This window comes from Niabella sp. CPT15-335-S11, assembly GCF_058792415.1.
Window position 1 is genome coordinate 259404 of sequence record NZ_JBYTEI010000002.1, and the last position, 23982, is coordinate 283385.

The following is a 23982-nucleotide window of genomic DNA, read 5'->3' on the forward strand; positions in this document are numbered from 1 at the left end:
TTTGTCCGATTAAATTAAATAACTAATTTTGTTCAAAGAATTAATATGTTGTCAAAAACCTGCCAATATGCTCTGCGCGCAATGATTTACGTGGCCCGTCGGTCAAAAGATGGGGATATGGTGAATATCAGGGAGATATCAGAACAAATCGGGTCACCCGAATTATTTATCGGCAAGATCCTCCAGGGCTTGAGTAAGCAAGGATTCCTGCAGTCGTCCAAAGGAAGGAAAGGCGGTTTCTTTATTGACGACAGTAAAGCGGCCGTTTCATTGGCTGATATTATACTTGCGATAGACGGCGATAAGATTTTCACCGGCTGCGGCGTTGGGTTGGATTATTGCTCTGAAAAGAAACCATGCCCAATTCATAAAGAGTACAAAAAAGTACGCGATGGTTTTTTTGATATTTATAAAAACGCTACCCTGCTTCAGTTCAGAGATAGTAACAGTTTTGGTAGCGTTTTATTAAAAAGGCTTTAATTTTTTATCCATTAATAGGATAATTATATCTTAATATACAATTTAGTTTCATGGGATTGAATATAACACTGATCCTTTTATTACTGACCGCAGCGATTATCCTGTTGCTCATTGCCCTTTGGATGAAGAAAATTGTGCGCGATCTATCCAAAAAATACCGGCAGAGCAGTCAGCCATTCACTGAAAAGACCTTTACAGATCAACTACAGACAATGAAAAGCGATCAACTGAACGACCTCCTCCAGTATTTCCGTGAAAAGAAGAAAAATCTGCATGGCCATGTCAGTTTACTATTGTTGATGATCGCAGGGTTTGTCAGTGCGATTCCAGCGCAAGCGCAGGAAAGTACGCCCGCCCCGATAGGTCCGGCGATGCCGGGAATTGTGATTACCATTGTACTCATATTCATACCGGTTGCTTTCGCGTTAGTGTTCCTGGCATTGAAAATCCGGAAAACGGCAAAAAGATATGAAAACACCAACCGTCTCAACCAGGCCAGGAACCTGGCTGCATTCGTGAAAGATCTGCCTGCCGAGGAAAACCTCGAACAAGAAATTGAACATCGGAAAACTGCCGTGAATTTCAGGTTGACAAACACCGAACTCGGTGGCGTACAATCTCCCTCCGATGATAAAGATATACTACGTGTCAAAGGGGATCCCGGATTACCTATCGTTGGTTCCAAGCAGAAAGCCCTGCCCCGCAGTACGGTTGACCCGCGGCTGAGCTACCTCATTCTCGGGTACCTGGTCACCGCTACCTTCTGGCTTCTTTTTGGTACAACGATTGGAGAATATATAGGTATCAAGTTTGTTGCGCCAGACGCTGACCACATCAGTTGGCTGAGTTTTGGCCGGTTGCGGCCGGTGCATACAAATTCTGTGTTTTGGGGCTGGGCCTCCCTGGGCATGCTCGGGCTGGGATACTATGTTGTGCCCCGCGTCAGCAACGTGAGACTTTACAGCTTCAAACTCGGATGGTACACCCTCTACCTGATAAACGCCGCTGTCCTCCTGGGGAGCATTAGCCTGATGGCCGGTATCAACAATGGAGGCGGAGAATACCGGGAATATATTTGGCCCATCATGGCCCTGTTTGGCATCGGGCTGATCATAACCCTTTATAATTATTTGAAAACTGTTGCACTACGGAAAACCACGGAAATCTACGTCTCAAACTGGTATATCATATCTGCGGTCATGTTCGTTCTCGTCATAGCCTTCGTGGCCTATTGGCCAAGCTGGCAGATGGGCCTCGGCGAAACCATCGTGCAGGGGTATTACATGCACCAGGGCGTGGGTATGTGGTTCATGCTTTTTACACTGGGTCTTGTATATTATTACCTCCCCCAGCATCTGAACCGGCCTATCTATTCCTACAGCCTCGGCATACTGGCCTTCTGGACGCAAATCATGTTTTACACACTGATCGGTACACACCATTTTATTTTCAGTTCGATACCCTGGTGGCTGCAAACAGTAGCTATTTTCGGCAGTGTAGGGATGGTGATTCCGGTTGTGGCCGGAACTACGAATTTCTTAATGACCTTCAGGCATGGCTGGTATAAACTCACTGACAGTTATACGCTTCCGTTTTTTCTGGTGGGAACTATATTCTATTTTACCGGATCCATGCAGGGGACGGCGGAAGCTTTCCGCAGTACCAACCTGTTTTGGCATTTCACGGATTTCACAGTAGCGCACTCACACCTGACCATGTACGGCATCATCAGCTTTTACATTTGGGCGTGTGTATATACGGTAGTGCCCCGGCTCACACAAAACGAAGCGCCGCAGATCACTATCGGCGCTCATTTCTGGCTGGCTTTGATCGGACTGCTCTTCTACACAGTGCCGCTGATGTACGGCGCCACCATGAAAGGAAAATTGTGGATGGAGGGCAAACCCTTTATTGACGGCGTCGTACTGATGGCGCCCTACTGGCTTTGGCGGGCAATTGGCGGGACCCTCATGTGGACCTCCCACCTGTTTTTCGCTTACAATCTTTACAAAATGTTACCCACCGCAAAAGTTATCGATGTAAATGAAAAGGCAATCGAAATATTAAAAGAAAGCACACCGGCAGCCGGATAATGAAAATATAAAAATCAACACATGAAGCAACGCATGAAAAATTTGTTAATCTATCCAAATCCCAATTTTTTTCTGTTATGAAATGGTTCGACAACCATATTAAGCTATTCACCGCATCTTTCGTTTTTTTTGCCGGCCTGACGGTTCTCGTCGTTATTTTGCCCGCACTGAGCAATGAAAAGATTAACCAGCCACTTCCGGGTTCGGAACCGCTAAGTGCTGATGCTATTGAAGGAAAAAACATATTTATAGCTAATGGCTGTGTGGGGTGCCACACCCAGCAAGTCCGGAATGTAGATATGGATAAAGTATGGGGACAACGGCCGAGTATTGCCGCTGATTACGCCCGGATCACCCGCACAGATTTCTGGCGCAATACAGCTACGCTGATGGGAACGGAACGCACCGGACCTGACCTGACCAATGTAGGAACCCGTCAGGGAAACCTCGCGTGGAACCTGACCCACTTGTTCAACCCCCGCATACTCGTGAAAGAATCAGTGATGCCCGCCTATCCCTGGCTGTTTGCATTAAAAAAAGAACCTGCACAGGGAGATGTTGTAGTCAATGTACCGGCAGAATTCCTGCGGGATCCGCAAATGAAAGTGGTAGCCCGGCCCGAAGCCTTGAAACTGGTCGCGTACCTGCAGTCTCTTAAACAAACAACCCTTCCAGACGGAATGCCAACTCCCGAGTTTTTGTTTAAACGCAAATTAGGGGATACGGCAACCGGCGGAAAAGCGGCGTCCCTTCCCGACGGCGCAAATTTGTACAGTACCCACTGCCAGAGTTGTCACCAACCAAACGGGGAAGGCCTTGCAGGTGCGTTTCCGCCATTGAAAGGAAGCAAGATCGTATTAGCAGATTCTGTTGATCAATATGTCGATATCATTATGAACGGATATTCAGGCAGGATCAGTGAAGGATTTGGTCCCATGCCCGCGGTTGGCGCAAACGCTAAACTGACGCCCGAAGAAGTGACTGCTATCATGAACCATGAGCGGTCGAGCTGGGGCAACAGTGCCAAACCCCTCACGGCAGATGACGTTAAAAAGGTTATCGAATCCCTGACATCGACCACTGAAAAAAAACCTTGAGATGAGAAAAAAATTATTCGCTGTACTCGCGTTAGTATCCGGAACCTTACCGGCTCTCGCATGCTCGGTGTGTGAAAAGCAGCAACCGCGTATCCTGCGGGGAGTGACTCACGGCACGGGCCCGCAAAGCCAGTGGGATCTTGTGATCATCTCGATTGTTGCGGCGATCGTAGTGTTTACCCTCTATTTCTCCGTTAAATGGCTGGTGCGGCCAGGAGAGACCTCACCCAGTCATATTAAAAGGGCAATACTGAAAAACGAATAATTATGGAAACGAGCGAAGTACTGATATTTCTGGATGACAATAAAGTTCCCGTAGCGCAGCTAAAGTCGCCCGTGCAATTCGAGCTGGATACGCTTAAGCTGGTAGATGGTAAACATACGCTCAGGGTGGTAAGCAGGGACACCGCGGGCAAAGAAGGTGTCAGACTGATTCCTTTTGAAGTGAGGAATGGCCCCGCAATTTCAGTAGAAGGCATCCGGGAGAACGCTATTGTTGACGGTGTGATACCGATTATGGTAAACGCTTATAGCAAGGGAGACTCCGGCAAATTCTACATCACCGGAAGTGAAACCCCACAGAGTATTCCTTCCTGGTTCTGGGTGATGATCATCGCGTTTGTGGGATGGGGAATATTCTACCTGATCAGCTATTTGAGCATGAAAGGAGCATCATGAAGAAAGACGATTTTGAAAAAGCCCAGGGGCACTGGATATTAGCCAGGATGGGCAAGAAAGTTCTAAGGCCCGGAGGTAGGGAACTTACAGAGAAACTGATAGAAGCGCTGGAAGTTGCAGAAACGGACAGTATGGTGGAATTCGCTCCCGGTCTGGGTTTCACCGCAACAAAGGTACTGGCAAAGCACCCACAGTCTTACACCGGTATAGATGCTAGCGAAGGGGCTGTAAAAAGACTTAGGATGAAATTCAACGGAAATAAAAGGATCACCTTCATCCATGGCCAGGCAGCAGACACGAAACTGCCCGCTGAAAGTCAGGATAAAGTATATGGGGAGGCAATGCTGACTATGCATGCCGACCACCGGAAACTGGAAATAATCAGGGAGGCCCACCGTATTCTTAAACCAGGCGGATATTACGCCATCCATGAACTGGGGTTGGTACCCGGCAATCTCGGGCCAAACAAAAAAGCAATGATTCAGCGCGACCTCGCAGTGGCTATTAAGGTCAATGCCAGACCGCTGACAGAGCCGGAATGGACCGGACTGCTCGAACAGGAAGGGTTTACTATCAAGAGCGTTTATCATAGCGGCATGTACTTGTTACACGCAGGCCGCATGATCCGGGACGAAGGGTTCTTCCGCACACTAAAAATCGCTTTCAATATTTTCAGTAACCCGCCCGCGCTGAGAAGGATCCTTAAAATGTGGCGGACTTTTAAGAAACACGAAAAGTATATGAACGCCATCGCTATTCTGGCGGTTAGAACATAAGTAAAAACGAACTCATATCAATCATAAAAAATCGCCCGAAAGGGATAAAAAAACAATAATTTACTCACCAATTTAAAACCAGAGAAATGATTACAGCAGAAACACTGGATGTAACCCTGATCGAACCCAGACTAAAGCACTCAACAATCTTCAAGCACTTTGATGAGCTGGAACCGGGGGAAGCATTTACCATACACAATGACCATGATCCCCGCCCCCTCTATTACCAATTGCTGGGCGAACGGGGTAATATATTTACCTGGGACTACCTGGAAGAAGGACCCCAATGGTGGAAAGTGCAGATCGCCAAAATAGCATTGGATAAGAATGGCGAAACAGTAGGCGAAGTTGCCGCCAAAGACATTCGGAAGGCAGAGGTATTCAAGAAAATGGGCATTGACTTCTGTTGCGGCGGAAACAAGACACTAAAAGAGGCAAGCGAAGAAGTGGGTGTAAGCGAGACTGACCTGAAACAAGCCCTTGCTGAAGTAGAAAAAACGCCCGTATCCGCTTCACAGGACTTTAATAAGTGGGAGCTTGATTTTCTGACCGATTACATCATCAATACACACCATCGGTATGTGAAGGATAATGCGGAGACCATTTATGGAATGGCAGTTAAAGTGGCTCAGCACCACGGTGAAAATCACCCAGAACTGAAAAAACTGGCTCAGGGTACTCACCACTTCCTGGAAGACCTGCTGAACCACATGGCCAAAGAAGAACAAATATTGTTCCCGGCAATCAAGGAAGCAGTAGCTATAAAAAGAGGCGGCGCCAGCCAGGGTAACACCCAGACCATCTCGGTTAAACAACCTATCCAGATGATGCAGAAGGAACATGAAATATCCGGGGAGGACCTGACATATTTCCGAAAGCTCACCAACGACTACGAGCTACCTGAAGACGCGTGCAATTCTTATTCTTACCTGTTTTCAAAAATGCAGGAATTTGAAGATGATTTGCACCAACATATCCATCTTGAAAACAATATCCTTTTCCCGAAGGCTCTTGAATTGGAAAATTAACCAGCCAGGGAATCATTTTAAAATTTGAAACCATGCCTACGATAAAAACAAAAAGGGTTTACGAACCCGAGACCGCGGCAGACGGATACCGTGTGTTGGTGGACCGGCTCTGGCCGCGTGGCATTAAAAAAGAAAACCTGAAGTTTGATGAATGGCTGAAAGAAGTGGCACCATCAGCCGATTTGCGAAAATGGTTCAATCATGATGTTGCAAAATGGACAGAGTTCCAGGAGAAGTATAAGCGCGAGTTACAGCGGAATGATGCGGCAAAAGCGCTGAAAGCAGAGCTGCCCCATCACAAGACTGTAACCCTGCTTTACTCAGCCAGGGATGAAGATCATAACCAGGCTCAGGTGTTAAAATCCTTTTTATCAAATTCTAAACAATGACAACGGCAGTAGCATTGCTTTTTATTTGGGCTGGTTTTATACTTAGTATCAGTTTTTTCGAATCCTGGGTGAAGTTCAGGGCTGAGGGAGTTCCGATTCCCGCAGCCCTTTCGATCGGCAGGCTGATCTTCACCGTCCTGAACCGCATCGAATGGATATTCAGCGCCTGTCTGCTGGTTTTGTTCCTCTTTGTCAAACCTATCGGCAGCCTGGTCGTGGCAGGATTTGTGGTCGTTCTGCTGATGCTGACTGTTCAGACTTTCAGCCTGTTACCGGCGTTAGATAAGCGTGCTAAGAAACGCATTTCAGAAGAAACGCTTCCGGCATCCAATTTGCACCTCTATTTTGTAGCAGGCGAATTTGTTAAACTGACCGCACTGATCATCTGCGGAATTAATTTACTAAAACCTTTTTAATATGGCAGAGTCACCCATTAAACGACACGACAATATTGCGCCGCTTTCGCGCGAACATCATGGTGCATTGTTATTTTCCTGGAAACTGAAACAGGGCGTCAAAAACGGAACCAGTACCGAAAGGATCAAAAAATACATTAGCTGGTTTTGGAAGCACCACCTACTTCCCCACCAGCAAACAGAGGAGGAAGTACTGTTCACAGATGCTACGGACCCACTTGTCAAAAAAGCCCTGGAGGAACATACGGAAATCCGGGATCGCATTGACGCCATCCTGGTTAATGAATCCACCGCAAGAGAAGCAATCCCCGAACTGGCGGAACTGAACGACACGCATATCCGGTACGAAGAAAGAGAATTATTTCCCCATTTGGAGAAAAAATTATCCTTGGTTGAACTGGAGCGGATCGGTCAGATATTACTCCACAACGAAGAACATTCTGCGAAGGAAGATTATGATGATCCTTTCTGGGAAGGAAAGAAATGAGGCAAGGAAAAATCCTGCATTTGAATCATTAACCTATAAATATACGATTTTTATTTTACATAATAAAAAGTAAAGAGCAACCAATGGACATAACTGAACATACGAAAATTTCTGAGATCATCAAGGCTAATAAAGAAAGTGTAGACGCCATTGCTTCAGTAGCTAAGCCGCTTGAACGCCTGAAAAATCCAATACTTCGAAAAGTGATGGCTTCAAGGGTTTCACTTGGCGAAGCGGCCAGGATGGGTGGCAGTACCGTGGAGGCGATTGCTGAGGCCCTTAAGCCACTTGGATACCATCTGGTAGCTGCTGAGAAAAAAGCCGAAAAAGTCGGAGAGAGACCAGAATGGTTAATCCATGCGCCGGAGACAGATATCACGCTCTTTGATGTACGCCCGATCATTGAGCATGGTTCGGATCCGCTCAAGGAAATACTTCACCAGTTTAAAGAAACAGCTCCCGGTAAAATACTGTGCATCGTCAACAGTTTTGTCCCAACACCGTTGATACATTTACTCGAAAAAGAGAAAGCAGATGGCAGTTTTGTAGAAACGATCAGCGATAATGAATTTCATACCTTTTTTCTGAAAAAGAAAAAAGAGAGTACTTCTGCTCCTGCCGCCTCAGCTAACGACAAAGTATTAATGGATAGTGGCGAAACCTTCGCTAAAGTTTTGGAACGATTCGGTAACAGCGGTATTAAGGAAATAGATGTCCGCGCTCTGGAAATGCCCGGGCCAATGGAAGCTATCCTTGGCGAACTGGAAGTGCTGCCAGCCGACAAAGCCCTATATATAAATCACAAGCGCGTACCGGTATACCTGCTGGAAGAACTGGCCGACAAGAACTACGAGGTACACATTCATCACATCGAAGAAGGAAATGTAAAAATGCTGATATTCCGGAAATAAATTTAGAAGTTAGATATTACCCGCCCGTACCGAACGGTACGTTCGGGCGGGGACGTTAGACATTAGACAATAGACATTAGACAATAAATACTAGTATTTATATATATAATCTATTTATACTATTAAAGTTTCTTAATAAATATATTCGTAACTCGTAATTGCTCAGCTTCTCCCCCTATTCCTCGGCAACTTCATTCACTTTGGCTGCAATCAGCCCTGTATCGATGCTTGTTCCCTCAATTTGTGTGACGAGCCGGCCATCCGGACTGAAAACACTTGTGATGTTGGAATGAGAAAAATCAACCGGTGATATTTTCTTATATTTCATGGATAGCACATTCGCAAATTCCTGGGTGGCATTCAGGTCGCCCCGTAAAAAAACCCAGTAAGGCGCTTCCATGCCCCGTTCTTTTGCAAAGCTTCGCAGCCTTTCGGGCGTATCAGTTTCGGGATCGATAGAAACCAACACCAGGGAAACTTTCTCAAGATTTGACGGCTTAATTTTCTTCTCTATTTTCTTCATATTTGCCACCAGCAAAGGGCAGGCTGTCTTGCAACTAGTATAGATCATGACAACCACCAGGGTCTTGCCCCGCAGGTCGGCCAAATGCAAAGAATCCCCACGCTGGTTCTGCCAGACCGCATGTAAATTAAATATTGAATCGGATGGCAGTTCTGCGGTTTTCTTGTGCTTGGGACCGCACCCGGCCATCAATAACAAAATTCCCAAAAAGGTGATTAATTTATTCATGGTATACTCAAATTTGTATCTTTTGCACACCTGAAACCCAGGTTGCTCACCGTATAATTTGCCTTGAGACTTGTCCGGAATCCAAATCGCATAAAGGCCGCATAGTTCAAAACGTCCGTAGCGGAGGTAGCACTGGCTGCGCAAAAAAGCCCTTTGTCGTCATACTGACCCGTCCGGGAATCGGCTGTCGTTAGTACTGAATTAAAATCATCAGTCCACTCCCAAACCCGGTCAAACATATTATAAACGCCCCAATAATTGGGCTGACTCCGCTTTACGGGCAGGTATTGCTTGTCTTTCAGCATGTATTGAGTGACGATATGATCGGAATACGAAGCTTTGCTCCTGGCGTTGGCGGTTGTTTCATCCGACATGGCTACAAACTCCCACTCGTCCAGGGTTGGCAGGCGTTTGTCAACGCTTTGAGCGAAAGCTTTCGCCGCAAACCAGGAAACATAGCAGACCGGCGCCCCCGGGTCGGCACCCGTGGGCAACGACAGGTCCGAGGGCCAGTCCCGCAAATAGGTACTGTCTGTAAAGATCCTTTTAACGGCAGATTTCCTCCAGGATGGATTCAGCCTCACGAAATGCAGGAACTCCCCGTTTGTGACCGGCCTCTCATCTAATAAAAAAGGATGCACTTTCACATAGTCAGTATCGCTGCCGTAGAATGGCTTATAGCCACCTCCCGGGATCAAAACCATTTTCACGGATGCGGTTGATGACACCAACGGTAGCTGCTGAGAATCTGGATTGGAATCAGTCTGTCTTTCCGTCTGCGGGGTACAGGAAAAAAACAACAGACCGAACAACAACGAACTATATAAAATTAATCTCACCATATAGTGAAATATCAAAAAGTCTTGCCTTTACTGCACCTTGTGATAAATCTTTGGGTTTTCATCACCGGTTACTTTCAGGATTCCAATTGCACCCTTATTAAATGCCCTGAATATAGAGTGATCCACCAGGGTGTATTCACCCGGAACGTTTACCTTGAACTCAACAATCGCCGCTCCACCCGCTGGAATCAGCGTCGTTTGTACGTTGTGATTAACTAAGGTACCACCTTCCACATACACCTTGTCAAAGATCTCTCCGATCAGGTGGAAAGAGGATGCCAGGTTGGGACCGCCATTTCCAACAAAAAAACGTACGGTCTCCCCTACTTTGGCCTGCAGTTTATGCGCACCCAACAAGGATCCTTTCCTACCATTGAATAGTACATAATCAGGGTTTTCTGCGTTACCCTTATCATTATCAAATTCCTGCAACCCCTTGTCGCCGTTCTTACCTTTAGTATAAAATTCACCCTGCATGATGTAATACTCACGATCTACTTTGGGTAACCCTCCCTCCGGCTCTACCAGGATCAGTCCGTACATACCGTTTGCAATATGCAGTGGTACAGGTGGTGCAGCGCAATGATACACGTACAAACCGGGATTCAAAGCCTTGAAATGAAATACTGCTTCTTTACCGGGAGCTACAAAAGTTGCTTCAGCGCCGCCACCTGGTCCGTTAACCGCATGCAGGTCAATATTATGTGGCATAGTGCTGTTTGCAGCATTCTTTAAGTGCAATTCAATTTCGTCGCCAACCCTTACCCGGATAAAACTCCCCGGAACAGTGTTGTTAAATGTCCAGAAACGATAAGTGGCACTGTCGGCCAGTGGACCCTCAATCTCGGTTGCTTCCAGGTTAACGATTAATTTCTTCGCCGGGCGATCGCCCACCGGTTTCGGAACCAGCGGCGCTGCGGTTAGTTCAGCTGTTTCGGCCGGACCCTTTGCTTCAATGTTTACATTTTTGTCGGAAGGAGCATTTTCAGAATCAGACTGCGATCTGCATCCCGTCAATATCAAAATCACGGTCGCCGTTACCGAAAGAACCAGGGCATTTTTCAAATTCGAACTTTTGCACATTTGTTTATGGTTTTATTAAATAGAAATCAACATCATAAACGGGTTTCAAACCCGGGAGTTACATGTCAGTTCTGAAGGGTGCGCCCGGTCAGTTTCCATGATTTATTTCCGGGCGCGAAGTTATTACATAAATTAATCGCATTCAAAATTAATTCAGACTTTTTTGTCTGAATTTAACAACAATGAATTATTTTTGTACAATGGCTGATATTAATATAGGTAAAGCCCCTTCTAACAGCGCCATCCTGCCATTCTATGCGACCGGCGCACTGTCTTTTTTGATTTTGTGCATATTGATGTTGCTAAGTCCCGAAAGTCTACTGGGTAATTATTTCAGTCCACACCTGCTGGCAATTGTACACACGGCCGCACTGGGTTGGGGCACCATGATCATTTTTGGAGCGGCACACCAACTTCTGCCCGTAATTTGCGAGCAGGATCTTTTCAATGAAAAAATAGCCTCGTTTTCCTGGTACACCCTCACTTTAGGGGTAGCGCTGTTGGTATGGTCATTCTGGCACTTCCGCACAGGTACGCTAATGATCACGGGTGGATCCCTGGTCCTGCTTTCTGTTATCTTTTATTTAGTGAATGTCTGTCTGACCAGCCGGATCTGTACGCGTTATTCCATCCAAAAATTATTTCTTGTCAGTTCAGCCGTCTGGCTGCTGTTTACTGCCATCGTCGGGCTGCTCATGGCCATCAACCTGGCCCATCCTTATTTCGGAAGAAATCACCTGAACATCCTGAAACTCCATGCCCATGCTGGTTTGGCGGGATGGTTCCTGCAACTGATTACCGGCGTAAGCAGTAAGCTGGTGCCAATGTTCCTGCTAGGGAAATCAAAAAAGGAGTACCTGCTGAAATGGGCCTTTTTATTTCAGAACCTGGGGCTGCTCTTCTTTCTTACTGATGGATATTTTTTTGGTATCACCGCACGCATCCTGATCTACGCGTTCCTGGTGCTGGTCGGTGTAATTTGCTGGCTGGTTTATTTGAGAGACGCATTTATCAACAGGGTCAGAAAAAAACTGGATGTCATGATGAAGCATACGTTCTTTTCTTTCATCAGCCTTCTGGCGGCTATAGCATGTATTCCGCTGTTGTGGTTTTTCAAAGGCTATCAATGGTCTATCCTGTACGGTTCGTTGCTTTTCATGGGATGGATCACCGGAATCATTCTTGGAAAAACTTTCAAAACACTACCCTTTATCGTTTGGAATGGCCATTACAAGCACCTCTCGGGGAAAGTGAAAGTCCCCCTTCCCAAACACCTGTTTAATGAAGGATTAGTGAAATGGCAGTTCGGATTTTTTATCGCGGCTCTCTTCATATTAGCCCTGGGAATTCTTATCGGAAATATCTGGATTGTAAGGACGGCATTGGTTCTATGGCTTGGCGTCGCAGGCCTCTACGTGTTCAACGTAATGAAGACATTGTTACACAAAGCAAAGACACTGGAATGAAAAAAGATGGTTATATTCACAGTGATAGGCCCACACCTGACTCACAGATTTTTTTAGTGGATTTTTGCAAGTGCGGAGTATTGAAGTTTTGGTTTGAAAATGCCCGTAGGCAGGGTAGCTTATTAAATAGATATTAAGATGGATTTTAATCTTACAGATCCTTTTTATAATGAAAAGGTAAAAGCCCAGCAATCCCTTTACAAGGTGATCGACCCAGAATTATTTGTAAACGTCGTAGACCTGGGTCTGATTTATAATATCGAATTCGAGGAAGATGAAAAGATCAATGTGACAATGACGCTCTCCACCCCGCACTGCCCCATGGGTGAAGCGATCACTAATGGCGTTGAAAACGCACTATCAGATGAATTCCCCGGGAAGGAGGTAAAGATCGATCTGACCTTTGATCCGCCTTGGAGTTTTGACAGGCTCACGCCTGAAGGCAGGGATCAGCTCGGCGTTTGAAATCAGTATTATTTTTCTTTTGCTTTTGCCCAGCTATCCCGCAATCCAACTGTTTTGTTAAAGATCAGCTTATCTGGACGGCTGTCCGGATCAAGTGTAAAATAACCCATGCGCAGGAATTGAAAACGGTCTGTGACAACAGCCGCAGCCAATGCCGGTTCCGCGAGCGCTCTGTCATCCACACGCAGGGAATCGGGGTTGATATAATCTGTAAATTCACCCGCTTCATTCCCCGGGTCTTCAGCCAGAAATAAGCGATCGTATTCGTTAACCTGAATAGGGATACAGTTCCGGGCATTAACCCAATGCAGCGTGCCTTTCGCGTGCAGGCCGGAAGTATCTGAACCACTTTTACTTTCCGGGTAATACGTGCAATTCAGTTGCACGATCTGCCCTTTGGCATCCTTAATCACCTCATCGCAGTGTATGATATAAGCGCTCTTGAGGCGCACTATCTTACCAGGCGCCAACCTGAAATATTTTTTGGGAGGATCTTCCATGAAGTCTTCCCTTTCGATATATAGTTCCCGTCCAAAATGAAGTTCTCGTACACCCGCATTGATATCCTCCGGATTATTCTCCGAGGTCAGGGTTTCATCCTCCCCGGGATAATTGGTGACCACCACTTTCAGCGGTTCCAGCACGACCATACGTCGGAGCGCAATTTTATTCAGATCCTCCCTGGCGCAAAATTCCAGCAGCCCTACGTCCACCAGATTTTCTCTTTTCCCTACACCGATCCTGTCGCTGAAGTCGCGGATACTCGCCGGTGTATAGCCGCGCCTCCGGAGTCCTGATATGGTTGGCATTCGAGGGTCATCCCAACCGGTCACATACCCCTCGTTCACCAACTGCAATAATTTTCGTTTACTCATGATGGTATGACTCACATTACGCCGAGCAAACTCATATTGATGTGAAGGAAATATCTCAAGTTTTTCAATCAGCCAGTCGTACACTTCACGGTGTGGGACAAACTCCATCGTACACAGTGAGTGAGTAATATTTTCAATGGAATCACTTTGCCCGTGTGCAAAATCGTACATGGGATAAATGCACCATTGATCACCCGTCCGATGATGCGATACATGTTTGATCCGGTAGATGATGGGGTCGCGCATCAGCATATTCGGCGAAGCCATATCTATCCGGGCCCTGAGCACTTTTTCACCGTCCTGGTACTTACCTTCTCTCATTTCGGCGAAGAGCCGAAGATTCTCTTCCGCGCTCCGTTCCGCAAACACGTTGCGATGACCGGCAACCGTGGGACTACCTTTTTGATGCGCGATCTCTTCACTGCTGCTGTCATCTACATAAGCCAGCCCCTTCCTGATCAGACTGACAGCAAATTCATATAACTGACCAAAATAGTCCGATGCATAGCGTTCTTCAGCCCATTCAAAACCCAGCCAGCGAACATCTTCCTTTATACTTTCTACGTATTCAGTTTCTTCGGTACTGGGATTCGTGTCATCAAAACGAAGGTTCGTGCTACCTCCATATTTAAGGGTAAGTCCGAAATTGAGGCAGATGCTGCTGGCATGGCCAATATGCAGGTACCCGTTAGGTTCCGGCGGAAAGCGCGTCTTAATCGTTTTATATTTACCTAAAGCCAGATCAGTTTCAACTATTTCTTCTATGAAATTCAGGCTTCTCTCCTCTGTAGCTGCCTTGTTCTCAGTCATATGTAGATTCCTTTAAACCGACAAAACTAACATATTAAAGGGACTTTCGGACAGGAATAACGCTTAACGGGTTTGACCTTAAATTAAAATATTTTAACAAAATAAATGAGTATCTTTCCATGCAACCAAATTCAACCAATGATCGTCTACCAACCGGATTTATGGGCTGAAGTTTTCGGAATTTGTTTCCGACACGGTTTTTCAGGGGTGTTTTAATGTTAGTAAAAACAGACGGCCAAACAGGCGGGCGCATTTCGATACTTGATTAAATTGTACAGATTATGAGTAAAAATTATTTTTGGATTTCACTATTGATTTTTGGCGTTTTCTTAACCTTATCCGGCTGCGTTAGCAGTAAAAAATATCAGGGACTTCAGGCTGATTACAAAAATCTCAGCCAGCAATACCAGGTAAGCCAGATCGACCTGGCCCAAAGCAAGACTAAAATCAAAAGCCTGGAAGATTTACTGGCCCAGGAAAGAGCCAATAACGCGTCTCTGAAAAATGCACTGGCTGCGATGCAAGGAACGCTGGATAAGAGCCTGAACCAGTCGGCCCAGGGAAATGTCAACATTTCCAAGCTGGTGGATGAGATCAATGCATCCAACAAATACATCCAGCACCTGGTGAATGAAAAACACAAGAGTGATTCACTGAATCTGGTCCTTGTAAATAATCTTACACGTTCACTGACACGTGATGAGCTGCGCGACGTAGATATCAAAGTACTCAAAGGGGTCGTGTACATTTCACTGGCAGATAATATGCTGTACAAGACCGGCAGTTACGAAATTTCAGAAAGAGCAAATGAAATACTCGGGAAAATTGCAAAGATCATCACGGATTATAAAGACTACGAAGTACTGGTAGAAGGCAATACCGATACTGTACCTATCAGCCGCCCCAACATCCGGAACAACTGGGATCTGAGCACCCTGCGTGCCTCTTCAGTCGTTCAGGCATTACAAAATCAATACGGCATAGATCCGCACCGCATGACGGCCGGCGGACGGGGTGAATATAATCCGGTGGCCAGCAATGACACCGAACAGGGCAAGGCGCTAAACAGGAGGACACAGATTATCGTCACACCTAAACTTGACCAGTTCCTGGATCTGATAGGTCAGCCTCCGGCCCCATCTCACACTGGATTGCAGTAAATTGAATTGATACATTGGATTTCAGGGCGACAGCAACAAACTGTCGCCTTTTTTATTTGTGCCGGAACTCAAATTTTCCCGAATGAATCAGCGTACGTTTATCCCCGCGATTCTCAGCTTCAACATCATGCTGAAGGTTTTTGGAATAAATTGTGTATTCCTTGTACATGTTGTATCCTTCCAGCCGTTCGATTTCGCCCCGCATTTTATGGTTTGTCCGCATAATCAGGTAGCTGTCCAAAACCGTGAACCCCAGTTCGAGCGCTGAATGAATCAGATGGGTAGCGAAACGGGTGGTTTTAACAAAGATATTCTTGTTTTACGCTATCTTTACGAAAAATCGGGTATCATGTCACTGTTAAATCAGCATAAAAAGAAAGACAATAAGAACGCTGCGAAGAAATCATCAAAGCAATCGGGCTCCGCATCCAAATTCATTCAGAAACCCCAGCAAAGCGCTGGATTTGTAAGCAAACAACAAAACACCGGGTCACAGCGGGGAAGCTGACAAAGTGTTGCCCCACCCTATCTCTTTAATCAAATCGCTCCAGCTCCCGGAAATGCTTTCTTGCTTTACGAAGGTACTTATACCCTTTACGGAACGACCAGTAAGGCGCTCCTTTACTATGGTTATAACTGCTTATCCGATACAAAGCTTTCCAATGCAATAGTATGGTTGCGTAAGCTTTTCTGAGACTCATGCCGCAGTCGTAAATGTGATTTGGCTCCGCACCAGCCCCGTTAAATTCAAGGACGGAGAAATTTCTGCCTTGTTTCAAATCCTCTATGGACGAAGTTTTGATATCATACCGGCCATAAAAAAAATTACGATTATAATGGCTGAGCTTATCAAAAATCTTAACAAGATCATCATCAATCTCTGAAGCCAGATTGGTGAAATGCGCGCCACGGTTGTGGTTTCCGGCATATGAAAGGTAAAACACTTCATCATCGGGAATAATGCGTTCATAACGATGACCGTGACGATGCTCCATTTCTTCCAGCCGATACTTCGCACGCGGGTGATTACGGATCAGCTCTTTAAGCGTGCTCCTTCCATCACCCTTCACCTGAAGCAGCTCTTTGTGGATAAATCCCGTGACCCGGCCCTTGCTGCGCCAGGGGTAGCGGTAATAGAATACACTAACTTCCAACGGATAATCGATCCTGTCCTGAGCCAGGTATTCCACCGGGATCCGATCATGATATTTTCGGAGCTGTTCCTCATTTTCGATCACCCGGAACAAGATACCCTTCATGCCTACATCGGGCTTTACAATAAATGGGTACCTCAGGCCAACCATCCGGATCTTCATCAAAACACGTTCAAACTCGATATCATTTCTGATATATACGGTTTTAGGCATCAGGTGATGCGGCAACTGATCGTACATTTCCCTTTTGCCTTCGCCTTCCATCCCTCCAAAGGTGATTGTGGGGTTTGAAGCTGTAAAGAACCATAGCGATCTGCTTTTCAGGCAATACCAGAGCCAGACCGGAAAAATGGGTGCATATAGTATGTCAAAATGCCATAATTCCCAACGGAAAATGTTATCTAGAAAATTTCTTAACCGCATCAGTAATGGGCAAATATAAAAAACCTGTTAAGAAATAATTATCTATTTTTATGGTATCCCCTACCTGGGTCGATATATACCGTCCAGCCCCATGCGCTTACCCGAAGGGTGAACCGAAAGCAGGCTGCCGTTGATATTTGAAGATCCACTGAACAGTTCGAAGCCGAATACCCGGGTCGGAACCTTATCCAAATCTAAATCATACATAGTCATGAATGTACCCACTGTCTCGGAATTGTCAACAAGAGGTGAAAGCCCTGAAATCCTGTTCTGGGTTGGCTGCGCGGGGAGTCTGGATCAGCGCGCTCAAAAAATAACCCGGGCCTTTGTTGAGATCCTTGAAAAAGCGGGCGTGAATTTCGCAGTTTTGGGAAAAGAAGAGAAGTGCACAGGTGACCCGGCCAGACGAGCAGGACATGAATTTCTGTTTCAGTTGATGGCGCAACAGAACATCCAAACACTAAATGGTTACGGCATCAGAAAAATTGTGACAGCCTGCCCGCACTGTTTCAATACCCTGAAAAACGAATATCCTGAACTTGGAGGTCACTATGAAGTGATTCATCACGCCAGTTTTCTTCAGCAATTGATTGATGAAGGAAAGATCAAAATCCGGGACGATAAAAATTTGAGCGGCCAAAAAATTACTTACCACGACAGTTGCTACCTGGGGCGGGCCAACGACATTTATGAAGCCCCGAGGAAGGTACTTGAAAATTTAAAAGCCGATCTTGTGGAAATGAAAAGCTGCGGGTCACGTGGTATGTGCTGCGGAGCCGGAGGCGCGCAAGTGTTCAAAGAGGAAGAAAAGGGCGACAAAAGGGTGAACGTAAAAAGAACTGAGGAAGCTTTGGACACGGGGGCGTCTGTCGTAGCCGTAGCCTGCCCGTATTGCAATACCATGCTTACCGATGGCGTAAAAAATAAGGAGCAGGAAGATACACTGCGTATTATGGACATTGCCGAACTGTTGAACCAGGCCACCTGAAACCCCGGCCTGTAAGGGCCGCCCCTTTCGTAACGCCTTATAACCATTGATAATTTATCGATCAGGCCACTTTAGGTTTTAATTAGATTTGTGTCATGTTTAATGGCAAAAAAAGATATTGGCTCTTCCAGTTTTTAGGTTGGGGTATATTTTTTCTGATGCATCTTTTCTTTGCCTGGTTTTACGGAAAACTCGAAACCGAGCCTGCACGGGCGCTATTCGTCTCCCGGGCATTAATATTTACGATCCTGGGCCTCATCATCACCCATTTGATGCGGATGGTCATTCTCAGGGCTAATCTCCTCGAAAAAAGGTTCCAGCCACAGGTGGCTACATTTGTGGCCCTTTCGCTGAGCGTCGCATTCATTTGCGGGCTGATTGAATTGGAAACTTTCCGGGTAATGAAGCTTACAACGGCGCGTGAAGCAGCCTCGCTGGCCAAACGCGGTTTTCTGCTCGTTGCCCTGAGTAATGCAGTCTCATGGTTTGTTTACATTTTTATCTGGAATGCCATATATCTTATTTATCATTATACAATGGATTATCAGCGGCAGCAGATCGATACGCTACAACTCAAATCGCTGGTAAAAGAACTGGAACTTAAGACCATTAAATCCCATATTAATCCCCATTTTATTTTCAATTCGCTTAATAGCATAAGGGCGTTGGTGGAAGTTGATCCGCAACGCGCAAGAAATGCCATTACCGAACTCAGTAACCTCCTGCGCAGTAGCATTAATATTCACCGGACAGAAACTGTGCTGCTGAAAGAAGAAATGAACATCGTGGAAGACTACCTGGCATTGGAATACATGCGTTTTGAGGACAGGCTCAACGTCCAGTATCAGATAGAACCGGCAACACTGGAAAAACTGGTGCCACCCATGATGCTGCAAACCCTGGTTGAAAATGCTATAAAGCACGGGATCAGCCAGGAAGTGAAAGGCGGTCTGGTTAAGATCTCCTCAGGTTTAAAAAACGGAAACCTCGAGCTCAGCGTAGAAAATACGGGATATCTGGAAGCGTATACCAAAGAAGATGGATTTGGCTTGAAAGCCACCATCGAAAGGTTGAAATTGTTATATGGCGACAGGAGTAAATTTGAAATTTTTCAGCAAACCCCTCATTTAGTAAAGGCGAAACTGACTATTCCCGTTTCTTAAGAAAAGTATTAACATGGAAAGCTTACGTGCAATAATCATAGACGACGAAAGGCTGGCACGCCTGGAACTGAAAAAAATGCTTCAGGATTTTCCTGAAATTGATGTCATTGACGAGGCTACCAATGCCGAAACCGGTATTGAGAAAATTTTGCGCCTGCATCCGGACCTGATCTTCCTGGATATTCAAATGCCGGGAAAATCGGGTTTTGACATGCTTGAGGAACTGGATGCAGTGCCACTGGTCATATTCACCACAGCATATGATGAGTATGCAATCCGGGCATTTGAGGTCAGCGCCATTGACTACCTGTTGAAACCTATCGACGGCAAAAGATTACAAGATGCCATTAAAAAACTGAATATTACGGATACCCGCGATGCGATAGCCACTGAAGAACAAACTAATACGGAGGTGCTGACTGCGGAGAGCCAGGTATTCGTGAAGGATGGTGACCGTTGCTGGTTTGTGAAATTACATGAGATCAGGTTGTTTGAAAGCGTGGGAAATTACGCCAAGGTATTTTTTGGCAGCAACAAACCGCTGATCCTGAAATCACTAAATGCTTTGGAGGAAAGACTGGATCAAAAAACTTTTTTCAGGGCTAACCGGAAACACATTATCAATCTGGGGATGATAGAGAAAATTGAACCCTATTTTAATAATGGGCTTCTCATTGAACTGAAAGGAGGGGAAAAGATTGAGGTAAGCCGTCGTCAAACGGTGAAATTCAAAGAGAAACTGAGTCTGTAGGAGCAAAAGCCAATCGCGAAGGTAGCAACTGTACTATCAACCGAAAAACATGGTCCGGTTCAGGTTCTGATCTTCACTCCGTGAATAGCGTGGCTCATCTCCTGCACTAAAGAAGGATCTTTTTCAATGGCATTGCCAATTACGATCACGTCTGCTCCCGCCTGGCAGTTCAGATAGGCTTTCTCGGGATCCATAATACCACCCCCCACGAACACCGGGGTCTCCACATGCCTGGCCACCTTCCGTATCATTGTTTCACTCACAGGATTTCTTGCTCCGCTTCCAGCATCGAGGTAAATGAGCTTCATGCCCAGCATCTCCCCCGCCATAGCGGTACACATGGCTATATCATCCTTGTCGGCCGGTATGGGCGCGGCATTACTAATATAAGAGACTGAAGTAGGCGCCCCTCCATCCACTACGATATAACCCGTGGGAATTATTTCCAGCCCGCTGTTCTTTACCATCGGAGCTGATACCACATGCTGACCAATCAACAATTCCGGATTTCTGCCCGAGATCAGGGATAAGTATAACAGTGCATCAGCTTCGCGGCTGACCTGCCAGGGACTGCCCGGGAACAACATTACCGGTATGTCTGAACTACTCCTGATCTGCCTGATGAGCGCATCCAGCTGATCGGTGATAACGAGACTCCCTCCCACCAGGAAAAAATCAACTTTTGATTTTTGAGAAAGACTTACCAATTTTTCAAGCGAAGACGCGTTTACTCCGTCAGGATCAATTAATACGGCAAAGGATTTTTTGTGATCCCTTTTCTTTTCAGTAAGAAGGTTATACATATTCGTCTTCATCAGGGATTAGGCTTTGGTGCAAAAATGCGGAAAGTTTTTGTAAAATAGGCTTTTTCGTAACGCTGTTTTGCAACCGCCCTCCTGTAATGCTATTCCGGAAAGTAACCTTGTTGAAGTCACAAAACTGAAAATGACCAATCTAATAGCTGCCGCTGAAGCACCTAAATGGGTAGAGGCCATAACGCAGCAGCACGGTGTATGATGTCTGGTTGTAAAATACGCGCTCTATGAATCCGGTTCCTTCCAAACGGCCCGCGATCCTACCCCGAATTTACTTAAAATCAATAACGTACAAAATTTTTTTTAGAACAGGTTTGCTGGTTAATTTACGTTCGTCACCTCCCGGCCCGATCATTCTCTTCACAGTGGGGTCAAAAAAAGCTCTCTAAACAGAGAGCTGACTTTTATTGACCAATTATATTTTTACCATTTGTCAACTTCTTCGTGCTGGTGAGAGTTGTGGTCGTTTGACGCTTCGGTTTGGGCCGTGCTCTGATCCGTCAGGTTCTCCTGCGGCTGGTTATTTTCCTGTTCTGCTTCCGGGGCATTCGAGGGGGTTGGTGCCGCAGGTGTACTGACTGCAGACTGCCTGAGCCCGGTGTATGAATCCGGCTCGCCATCCTCATCTTCATGACTAAATGCGTCAAAATCGAAGTCCGGCATCAAATCAGTCTTTACAAAATCAATAGCTTCACTGATAGCTTTCAGGAATTTGTTGAAATCCTCTTTATACAGGAATACCTTATGCCGGTCATAACCGTTATCGTCGAATCTTTTGCGGCTTTCAGTTATTGTAAGATAATAATCGTTACCTTTTGTGGCCCTGACATCAAAAAAATAGGTTCTTCTTTTCCCGGCACGGAGTCTTTTGCTATAAATGCTCTCCATTTTTCTATCGTTATGCTCGTTCTCCACTGTAAAACTTTTTAACTGTAAATTACAATTCAACAAATATATACATGTTTTGAATAAAAAAAATAATTTTAGTTAGAAATACAATGCAGGGGTTGGAAAGCAATGCCCGTCATTCCACCGGTTCATCTCCTTCAAATCCGGATTGCTGCCGCTCATAAAGCCTGGCATACATCCCCCCCGGAATGCGCATCAGTTCTTCGTGCGTGCCTTCTTCCGCTATTTGCCCTTCACTTAGTACGATAATCCGATCAAAAGCCAGCAAAGAAAAAACGCGGTGTGTGATGATCAGCGCTGTCTTACCGGCCAGGTACTGATTCAGTCTGCCCATAATCTCTTTTTCTGTACGTGCGTCCACCGCGCTCAAACAATCATCAAAAATGATCAGACCCGGATCCCTGATCAGCGCCCTCGCAATTGAGATCCGTTGCTTCTGTCCTCCACTCAGCATGACCCCCCGCTCTCCCACCAGTGTCTCATAACCATTACTGAATTTTTCAATTTCAGCATCAATGCCTGCCAGAACGGCAGCAGCTTTGACTTGTTCCATTGTCGCGCGAGGTGATCCGAACCGAATATTATTGGCGATAGTATCGCTGAATAAAAAGATATCCTGCGGCACATAACTGATCTGATTCCTGAGAGTAGAAAGCCTGAATTCCCGGATATCGACGCCGTCAAATTCGATAGACCCCTCTTGCACATCATACATACGCAGTAATAACTGGGCGATTGTGGTTTTCCCGCTTCCGGTCTTCCCGGTAATTGCAATCTTCTCACCTTTCCGGATGGTGAGATTCAAATCTTTGAGCGCCGTTATACCAGTGTCGGGATAAATAAACGTAACATTCTTCCAGGCAACGGCTCCGCTGATTTCGGGGTCCCGTGCCGCCGGCGGATCAACAATTTCTGGCGTGATCGTCAAAAACTCGTTTAACCGTTTTTGTGAGGCCGCAGCCCGCTGGATCATGCTTGCCGTGAGTCCGATCGCACTGACGGGAAAAGTCAGTAAATTGACATAAACGATAAATTCGACAATGGTTCCCAGGGTAATATTATTGACATGATTAATATAATACAGCCCTCCAATCATAATGGTGAGCAGCGTACTCAGCCCGATCAATAACATAATGGAAGGATAGTAAACCGCTTCAACCCTGGCCAGGCCAACAGCGTTCTTCCGGTAAGATTCACTATTGTTGCTGAAAAAGCGAAGCATGGCATCTTCCTGCACAAAGGATTTAATGACCCGGATACCGGAATAAGATTCCTGTGCGTTGGTAGTCAGATCCGACAGAGCTTCCTGAATGCGCTCACTTCGCCGGTGAATATTCTGGTTAACATAGTAAATAACAATTGCAAGTACCGGAAGGGGTATCAGTACGTAAAGTGTAAGCTGGACGCTGCTTTGCAACATGAAAAACACGCTAAGCCCAATTACAGATACCAAATTTACAATATACATGATCGCCGGCCCGGTAAATATCCTGACCCGGCTGACATCCTCCGCAATCCGGTTCATCAGATCCCCGGTAGTGTTCCTCTTAAAGAAAAGGTTGTCCAGACGCTGGTACTGGTTGAATACTTCATTTTTCTGATCATATTCAATATACCGGCTCATGACGATGATCGTCTGGCGCATCAGGAACATAAAAAAACCCCGTAGCAACGCAAGCACTAGGATCAGAACGCCGGAAAGTACAACGACCTGTGCCACCTCTTTTTTCTGCATAAGCCATATGACAACTCTCCGCACCAGGAAGTCGTAAGCACCGGTATCAGCAGTAGCCGTCGCTCCGGAAGTCAAAGTCTGCTCCACATAATTAATAATAAACCGCATAAGCTGTGGAGATAGCACGTTGAAATAGTTAGACAACATCACGAAAAGGATTCCCGCCCCCAGCCTGATCCGGTACTTCCAGAAATACTTTCCCAGAACACGCAAATGCTTCATGTACGCAAGGTAAAT

Annotated in this window: 28 protein-coding genes; 18 read left to right on the forward strand and 10 right to left on the reverse strand. The window is 45.9% G+C overall.

The annotated features are described in order from the left end of the window. Positions 1-45 precede the first annotated feature (45 nt). From AC3WS5_RS07630 to AC3WS5_RS07680, 11 genes are all read left to right on the forward strand, one after another. Positions 46-480, forward strand: coding sequence for an RrF2 family transcriptional regulator (locus AC3WS5_RS07630; protein WP_492466696.1), 435 nt, complete (start codon positions 46-48; stop codon positions 478-480). A 50-nt stretch (positions 481-530) separates the two neighbouring features. Continuing rightward, complete coding sequence (locus AC3WS5_RS07635; RefSeq protein ID WP_492466697.1) at positions 531-2573, forward strand: cbb3-type cytochrome c oxidase subunit I; 2043 nt, start codon at positions 531-533, stop codon at positions 2571-2573. A gap of 77 nt (positions 2574-2650) precedes the next feature. After that, positions 2651-3670, forward strand: a complete 1020-nt coding sequence (locus AC3WS5_RS07640) for a cbb3-type cytochrome c oxidase subunit II (protein WP_492466698.1) — start codon at positions 2651-2653, stop codon at positions 3668-3670. A 1-nt stretch (position 3671) separates the two neighbouring features. Continuing rightward, entirely contained in the window at positions 3672-3935 is a 264-nt protein-coding gene (locus AC3WS5_RS07645) for a hypothetical protein (protein ID WP_492466699.1), read from the forward strand. Between the two features lie 2 nt (positions 3936-3937). Then, positions 3938-4348 (forward strand): cytochrome C, encoded by a 411-nt coding sequence (locus AC3WS5_RS07650; RefSeq protein WP_492466700.1) that lies wholly within the window; start codon positions 3938-3940, stop codon positions 4346-4348. Next, on the forward strand, positions 4345-5124 hold the full coding sequence (locus tag AC3WS5_RS07655) for a class I SAM-dependent methyltransferase (protein ID WP_492466701.1): 780 nt from the start codon (positions 4345-4347) through the stop codon (positions 5122-5124). The genes AC3WS5_RS07650 and AC3WS5_RS07655 overlap by 4 nt, the downstream gene beginning before the upstream one ends. Before the next feature lie 86 nt (positions 5125-5210). Next, positions 5211-6152, forward strand: coding sequence for an iron-sulfur cluster repair di-iron protein (gene ric / locus AC3WS5_RS07660; RefSeq protein ID WP_492466703.1), 942 nt, complete (start codon positions 5211-5213; stop codon positions 6150-6152). 32 nt (positions 6153-6184) lie between these two features. Continuing rightward, positions 6185-6541 (forward strand): DUF488 domain-containing protein, encoded by a 357-nt coding sequence (locus AC3WS5_RS07665; protein WP_492466704.1) that lies wholly within the window; start codon positions 6185-6187, stop codon positions 6539-6541. Then, positions 6538-6957: a hypothetical protein gene (locus tag AC3WS5_RS07670; protein ID WP_492466705.1), complete on the forward strand. Its 420-nt coding sequence runs from the start codon at positions 6538-6540 to the stop codon at positions 6955-6957. Before AC3WS5_RS07665 ends, AC3WS5_RS07670 begins: the two co-directional genes overlap by 4 nt. Position 6958: 1 nt before the next feature. Then, positions 6959-7444 (forward strand): hemerythrin domain-containing protein, encoded by a 486-nt coding sequence (locus AC3WS5_RS07675; protein WP_492466707.1) that lies wholly within the window; start codon positions 6959-6961, stop codon positions 7442-7444. 83 nt (positions 7445-7527) lie between these two features. After that, entirely contained in the window at positions 7528-8355 is an 828-nt protein-coding gene (locus AC3WS5_RS07680; protein ID WP_492466708.1) for a DUF2249 domain-containing protein, read from the forward strand. Between the two features lie 175 nt (positions 8356-8530). Here the strand turns inward: AC3WS5_RS07680 and AC3WS5_RS07685 are convergent, their stop codons facing one another. From AC3WS5_RS07685 to nirK, 3 genes are read right to left on the reverse strand one after another with little or no spacing between them, the layout of a single operon-like run. Further along, a complete protein-coding gene (locus AC3WS5_RS07685; RefSeq protein ID WP_492466709.1) occupies positions 8531-9106 on the reverse strand; it encodes an SCO family protein in 576 nt (191 codons plus the stop codon). Next, on the reverse strand, positions 9103-9948 hold the full coding sequence (locus AC3WS5_RS07690) for a formylglycine-generating enzyme family protein (RefSeq protein WP_492466710.1): 846 nt from the start codon (positions 9946-9948) through the stop codon (positions 9103-9105). The genes AC3WS5_RS07685 and AC3WS5_RS07690 overlap by 4 nt, the downstream gene beginning before the upstream one ends. Before the next feature lie 27 nt (positions 9949-9975). Beyond that, the gene (gene nirK, locus AC3WS5_RS07695; protein WP_492466711.1) at positions 9976-11031 is read right to left on the reverse strand and encodes a copper-containing nitrite reductase; all 1056 of its coding nucleotides are present in this window, start codon (positions 11029-11031) and stop codon (positions 9976-9978) included. 200 nt (positions 11032-11231) lie between these two features. Between nirK and AC3WS5_RS07700 the strand changes: the two genes are divergently transcribed. Together AC3WS5_RS07700 and AC3WS5_RS07705 are read left to right on the forward strand one after the other, a co-directional pair. Further along, on the forward strand, positions 11232-12497 hold the full coding sequence (locus AC3WS5_RS07700) for a hypothetical protein (RefSeq protein WP_492466712.1): 1266 nt from the start codon (positions 11232-11234) through the stop codon (positions 12495-12497). A 138-nt stretch (positions 12498-12635) separates the two neighbouring features. Beyond that, entirely contained in the window at positions 12636-12962 is a 327-nt protein-coding gene (locus AC3WS5_RS07705) for a metal-sulfur cluster assembly factor (protein WP_492466713.1), read from the forward strand. Between the two features lie 8 nt (positions 12963-12970). Here the strand turns inward: AC3WS5_RS07705 and AC3WS5_RS07710 are convergent, their stop codons facing one another. After that, entirely contained in the window at positions 12971-14647 is a 1677-nt protein-coding gene (locus AC3WS5_RS07710) for a glutamine--tRNA ligase/YqeY domain fusion protein (RefSeq protein ID WP_492466714.1), read from the reverse strand. A 281-nt stretch (positions 14648-14928) separates the two neighbouring features. Here AC3WS5_RS07710 and AC3WS5_RS07715 point away from each other — a divergent pair, with 281 nt between their 5' ends. Continuing rightward, positions 14929-15807 carry an OmpA/MotB family protein gene (locus AC3WS5_RS07715; protein ID WP_492466715.1) on the forward strand — a complete coding sequence of 293 codons (879 nt, stop codon included), beginning with the start codon at positions 14929-14931 and terminating at the stop codon, positions 15805-15807. A 52-nt stretch (positions 15808-15859) separates the two neighbouring features. Here the strand turns inward: AC3WS5_RS07715 and AC3WS5_RS07720 are convergent, their stop codons facing one another. Further along, positions 15860-16012, reverse strand: coding sequence for a hypothetical protein (locus tag AC3WS5_RS07720; RefSeq protein ID WP_492466716.1), 153 nt, complete (start codon positions 16010-16012; stop codon positions 15860-15862). 144 nt (positions 16013-16156) lie between these two features. Here AC3WS5_RS07720 and AC3WS5_RS07725 point away from each other — a divergent pair, with 144 nt between their 5' ends. Then, a complete protein-coding gene (locus AC3WS5_RS07725; RefSeq protein ID WP_492466717.1) occupies positions 16157-16315 on the forward strand; it encodes a hypothetical protein in 159 nt (52 codons plus the stop codon). A gap of 25 nt (positions 16316-16340) precedes the next feature. On the opposite strand, the gene AC3WS5_RS07730 is transcribed toward AC3WS5_RS07725, so the two are convergent. Beyond that, a complete protein-coding gene (locus tag AC3WS5_RS07730; RefSeq protein WP_492466718.1) occupies positions 16341-17384 on the reverse strand; it encodes a hypothetical protein in 1044 nt (347 codons plus the stop codon). 60 nt (positions 17385-17444) lie between these two features. Then, on the reverse strand, positions 17445-17591 hold the full coding sequence (locus AC3WS5_RS07735) for a hypothetical protein (protein WP_492466719.1): 147 nt from the start codon (positions 17589-17591) through the stop codon (positions 17445-17447). 4 nt (positions 17592-17595) lie between these two features. On the opposite strand from AC3WS5_RS07735, the gene AC3WS5_RS07740 reads away from it, so the two are divergent. From AC3WS5_RS07740 to AC3WS5_RS07750, 3 genes are all read left to right on the forward strand, one after another. Continuing rightward, positions 17596-18372, forward strand: coding sequence for a (Fe-S)-binding protein (locus tag AC3WS5_RS07740; protein ID WP_492466720.1), 777 nt, complete (start codon positions 17596-17598; stop codon positions 18370-18372). A 158-nt stretch (positions 18373-18530) separates the two neighbouring features. Beyond that, the gene (locus tag AC3WS5_RS07745) at positions 18531-19535 is read left to right on the forward strand and encodes a sensor histidine kinase (RefSeq protein ID WP_492466721.1); all 1005 of its coding nucleotides are present in this window, start codon (positions 18531-18533) and stop codon (positions 19533-19535) included. A gap of 13 nt (positions 19536-19548) precedes the next feature. Next, complete coding sequence (locus tag AC3WS5_RS07750) at positions 19549-20286, forward strand: LytR/AlgR family response regulator transcription factor (RefSeq protein WP_492466722.1); 738 nt, start codon at positions 19549-19551, stop codon at positions 20284-20286. Positions 20287-20345: 59 nt separating this feature from the next. Here the strand turns inward: AC3WS5_RS07750 and AC3WS5_RS07755 are convergent, their stop codons facing one another. From AC3WS5_RS07755 to AC3WS5_RS07765, 3 genes are all read right to left on the reverse strand, one after another. Next, positions 20346-21101 carry a phosphoglycerol geranylgeranyltransferase gene (locus AC3WS5_RS07755; RefSeq protein WP_492466723.1) on the reverse strand — a complete coding sequence of 252 codons (756 nt, stop codon included), beginning with the start codon at positions 21099-21101 and terminating at the stop codon, positions 20346-20348. Between the two features lie 423 nt (positions 21102-21524). Beyond that, entirely contained in the window at positions 21525-22016 is a 492-nt protein-coding gene (locus AC3WS5_RS07760; protein ID WP_492466724.1) for a DUF3276 family protein, read from the reverse strand. 109 nt (positions 22017-22125) lie between these two features. Further along, a complete protein-coding gene (locus tag AC3WS5_RS07765; RefSeq protein ID WP_492466725.1) occupies positions 22126-23967 on the reverse strand; it encodes an ABC transporter ATP-binding protein in 1842 nt (613 codons plus the stop codon). Positions 23968-23982 lie beyond the last annotated feature (15 nt).

Excerpts from the sequence above, each read along its gene's own strand:
- AC3WS5_RS07680 (WP_492466708.1), top strand. The coding sequence starts at position 7,528 with ATGGACATAACTGAACATACGAAAATTTCTGAGATCATCAAGGCTAAT.
- AC3WS5_RS07720 (WP_492466716.1), bottom strand. The coding sequence starts at position 16,012 with ATGCGGGGCGAAATCGAACGGCTGGAAGGATACAACATGTACAAGGAA.
- AC3WS5_RS07645 (WP_492466699.1), top strand. The coding sequence starts at position 3,672 with ATGAGAAAAAAATTATTCGCTGTACTCGCGTTAGTATCCGGAACCTTA.
- AC3WS5_RS07685 (WP_492466709.1), bottom strand. The coding sequence starts at position 9,106 with ATGAATAAATTAATCACCTTTTTGGGAATTTTGTTATTGATGGCCGGG.
- AC3WS5_RS07670 (WP_492466705.1), top strand. The coding sequence starts at position 6,538 with ATGACAACGGCAGTAGCATTGCTTTTTATTTGGGCTGGTTTTATACTT.
- AC3WS5_RS07735 (WP_492466719.1), bottom strand. The coding sequence starts at position 17,591 with ATGTATGATTTAGATTTGGATAAGGTTCCGACCCGGGTATTCGGCTTC.
- AC3WS5_RS07630 (WP_492466696.1), top strand. The coding sequence starts at position 46 with ATGTTGTCAAAAACCTGCCAATATGCTCTGCGCGCAATGATTTACGTG.
- AC3WS5_RS07635 (WP_492466697.1), top strand. The coding sequence starts at position 531 with ATGGGATTGAATATAACACTGATCCTTTTATTACTGACCGCAGCGATT.
- nirK (WP_492466711.1), bottom strand. The coding sequence starts at position 11,031 with ATGTGCAAAAGTTCGAATTTGAAAAATGCCCTGGTTCTTTCGGTAACG.
- AC3WS5_RS07715 (WP_492466715.1), top strand. The coding sequence starts at position 14,929 with ATGAGTAAAAATTATTTTTGGATTTCACTATTGATTTTTGGCGTTTTC.
- AC3WS5_RS07650 (WP_492466700.1), top strand. The coding sequence starts at position 3,938 with ATGGAAACGAGCGAAGTACTGATATTTCTGGATGACAATAAAGTTCCC.
- AC3WS5_RS07750 (WP_492466722.1), top strand. The coding sequence starts at position 19,549 with ATGGAAAGCTTACGTGCAATAATCATAGACGACGAAAGGCTGGCACGC.
- AC3WS5_RS07765 (WP_492466725.1), bottom strand. The coding sequence starts at position 23,967 with ATGAAGCATTTGCGTGTTCTGGGAAAGTATTTCTGGAAGTACCGGATC.
- AC3WS5_RS07730 (WP_492466718.1), bottom strand. The coding sequence starts at position 17,384 with ATGCGGTTAAGAAATTTTCTAGATAACATTTTCCGTTGGGAATTATGG.
- AC3WS5_RS07705 (WP_492466713.1), top strand. The coding sequence starts at position 12,636 with ATGGATTTTAATCTTACAGATCCTTTTTATAATGAAAAGGTAAAAGCC.
- AC3WS5_RS07710 (WP_492466714.1), bottom strand. The coding sequence starts at position 14,647 with ATGACTGAGAACAAGGCAGCTACAGAGGAGAGAAGCCTGAATTTCATA.
- AC3WS5_RS07700 (WP_492466712.1), top strand. The coding sequence starts at position 11,232 with ATGGCTGATATTAATATAGGTAAAGCCCCTTCTAACAGCGCCATCCTG.
- AC3WS5_RS07745 (WP_492466721.1), top strand. The coding sequence starts at position 18,531 with ATGCATCTTTTCTTTGCCTGGTTTTACGGAAAACTCGAAACCGAGCCT.
- AC3WS5_RS07740 (WP_492466720.1), top strand. The coding sequence starts at position 17,596 with ATGAATGTACCCACTGTCTCGGAATTGTCAACAAGAGGTGAAAGCCCT.
- AC3WS5_RS07755 (WP_492466723.1), bottom strand. The coding sequence starts at position 21,101 with ATGAAGACGAATATGTATAACCTTCTTACTGAAAAGAAAAGGGATCAC.
- AC3WS5_RS07690 (WP_492466710.1), bottom strand. The coding sequence starts at position 9,948 with ATGGTGAGATTAATTTTATATAGTTCGTTGTTGTTCGGTCTGTTGTTT.
- AC3WS5_RS07675 (WP_492466707.1), top strand. The coding sequence starts at position 6,959 with ATGGCAGAGTCACCCATTAAACGACACGACAATATTGCGCCGCTTTCG.
- ric (WP_492466703.1), top strand. The coding sequence starts at position 5,211 with ATGATTACAGCAGAAACACTGGATGTAACCCTGATCGAACCCAGACTA.
- AC3WS5_RS07655 (WP_492466701.1), top strand. The coding sequence starts at position 4,345 with ATGAAGAAAGACGATTTTGAAAAAGCCCAGGGGCACTGGATATTAGCC.
- AC3WS5_RS07665 (WP_492466704.1), top strand. The coding sequence starts at position 6,185 with ATGCCTACGATAAAAACAAAAAGGGTTTACGAACCCGAGACCGCGGCA.
- AC3WS5_RS07725 (WP_492466717.1), top strand. The coding sequence starts at position 16,157 with ATGTCACTGTTAAATCAGCATAAAAAGAAAGACAATAAGAACGCTGCG.
- AC3WS5_RS07640 (WP_492466698.1), top strand. The coding sequence starts at position 2,651 with ATGAAATGGTTCGACAACCATATTAAGCTATTCACCGCATCTTTCGTT.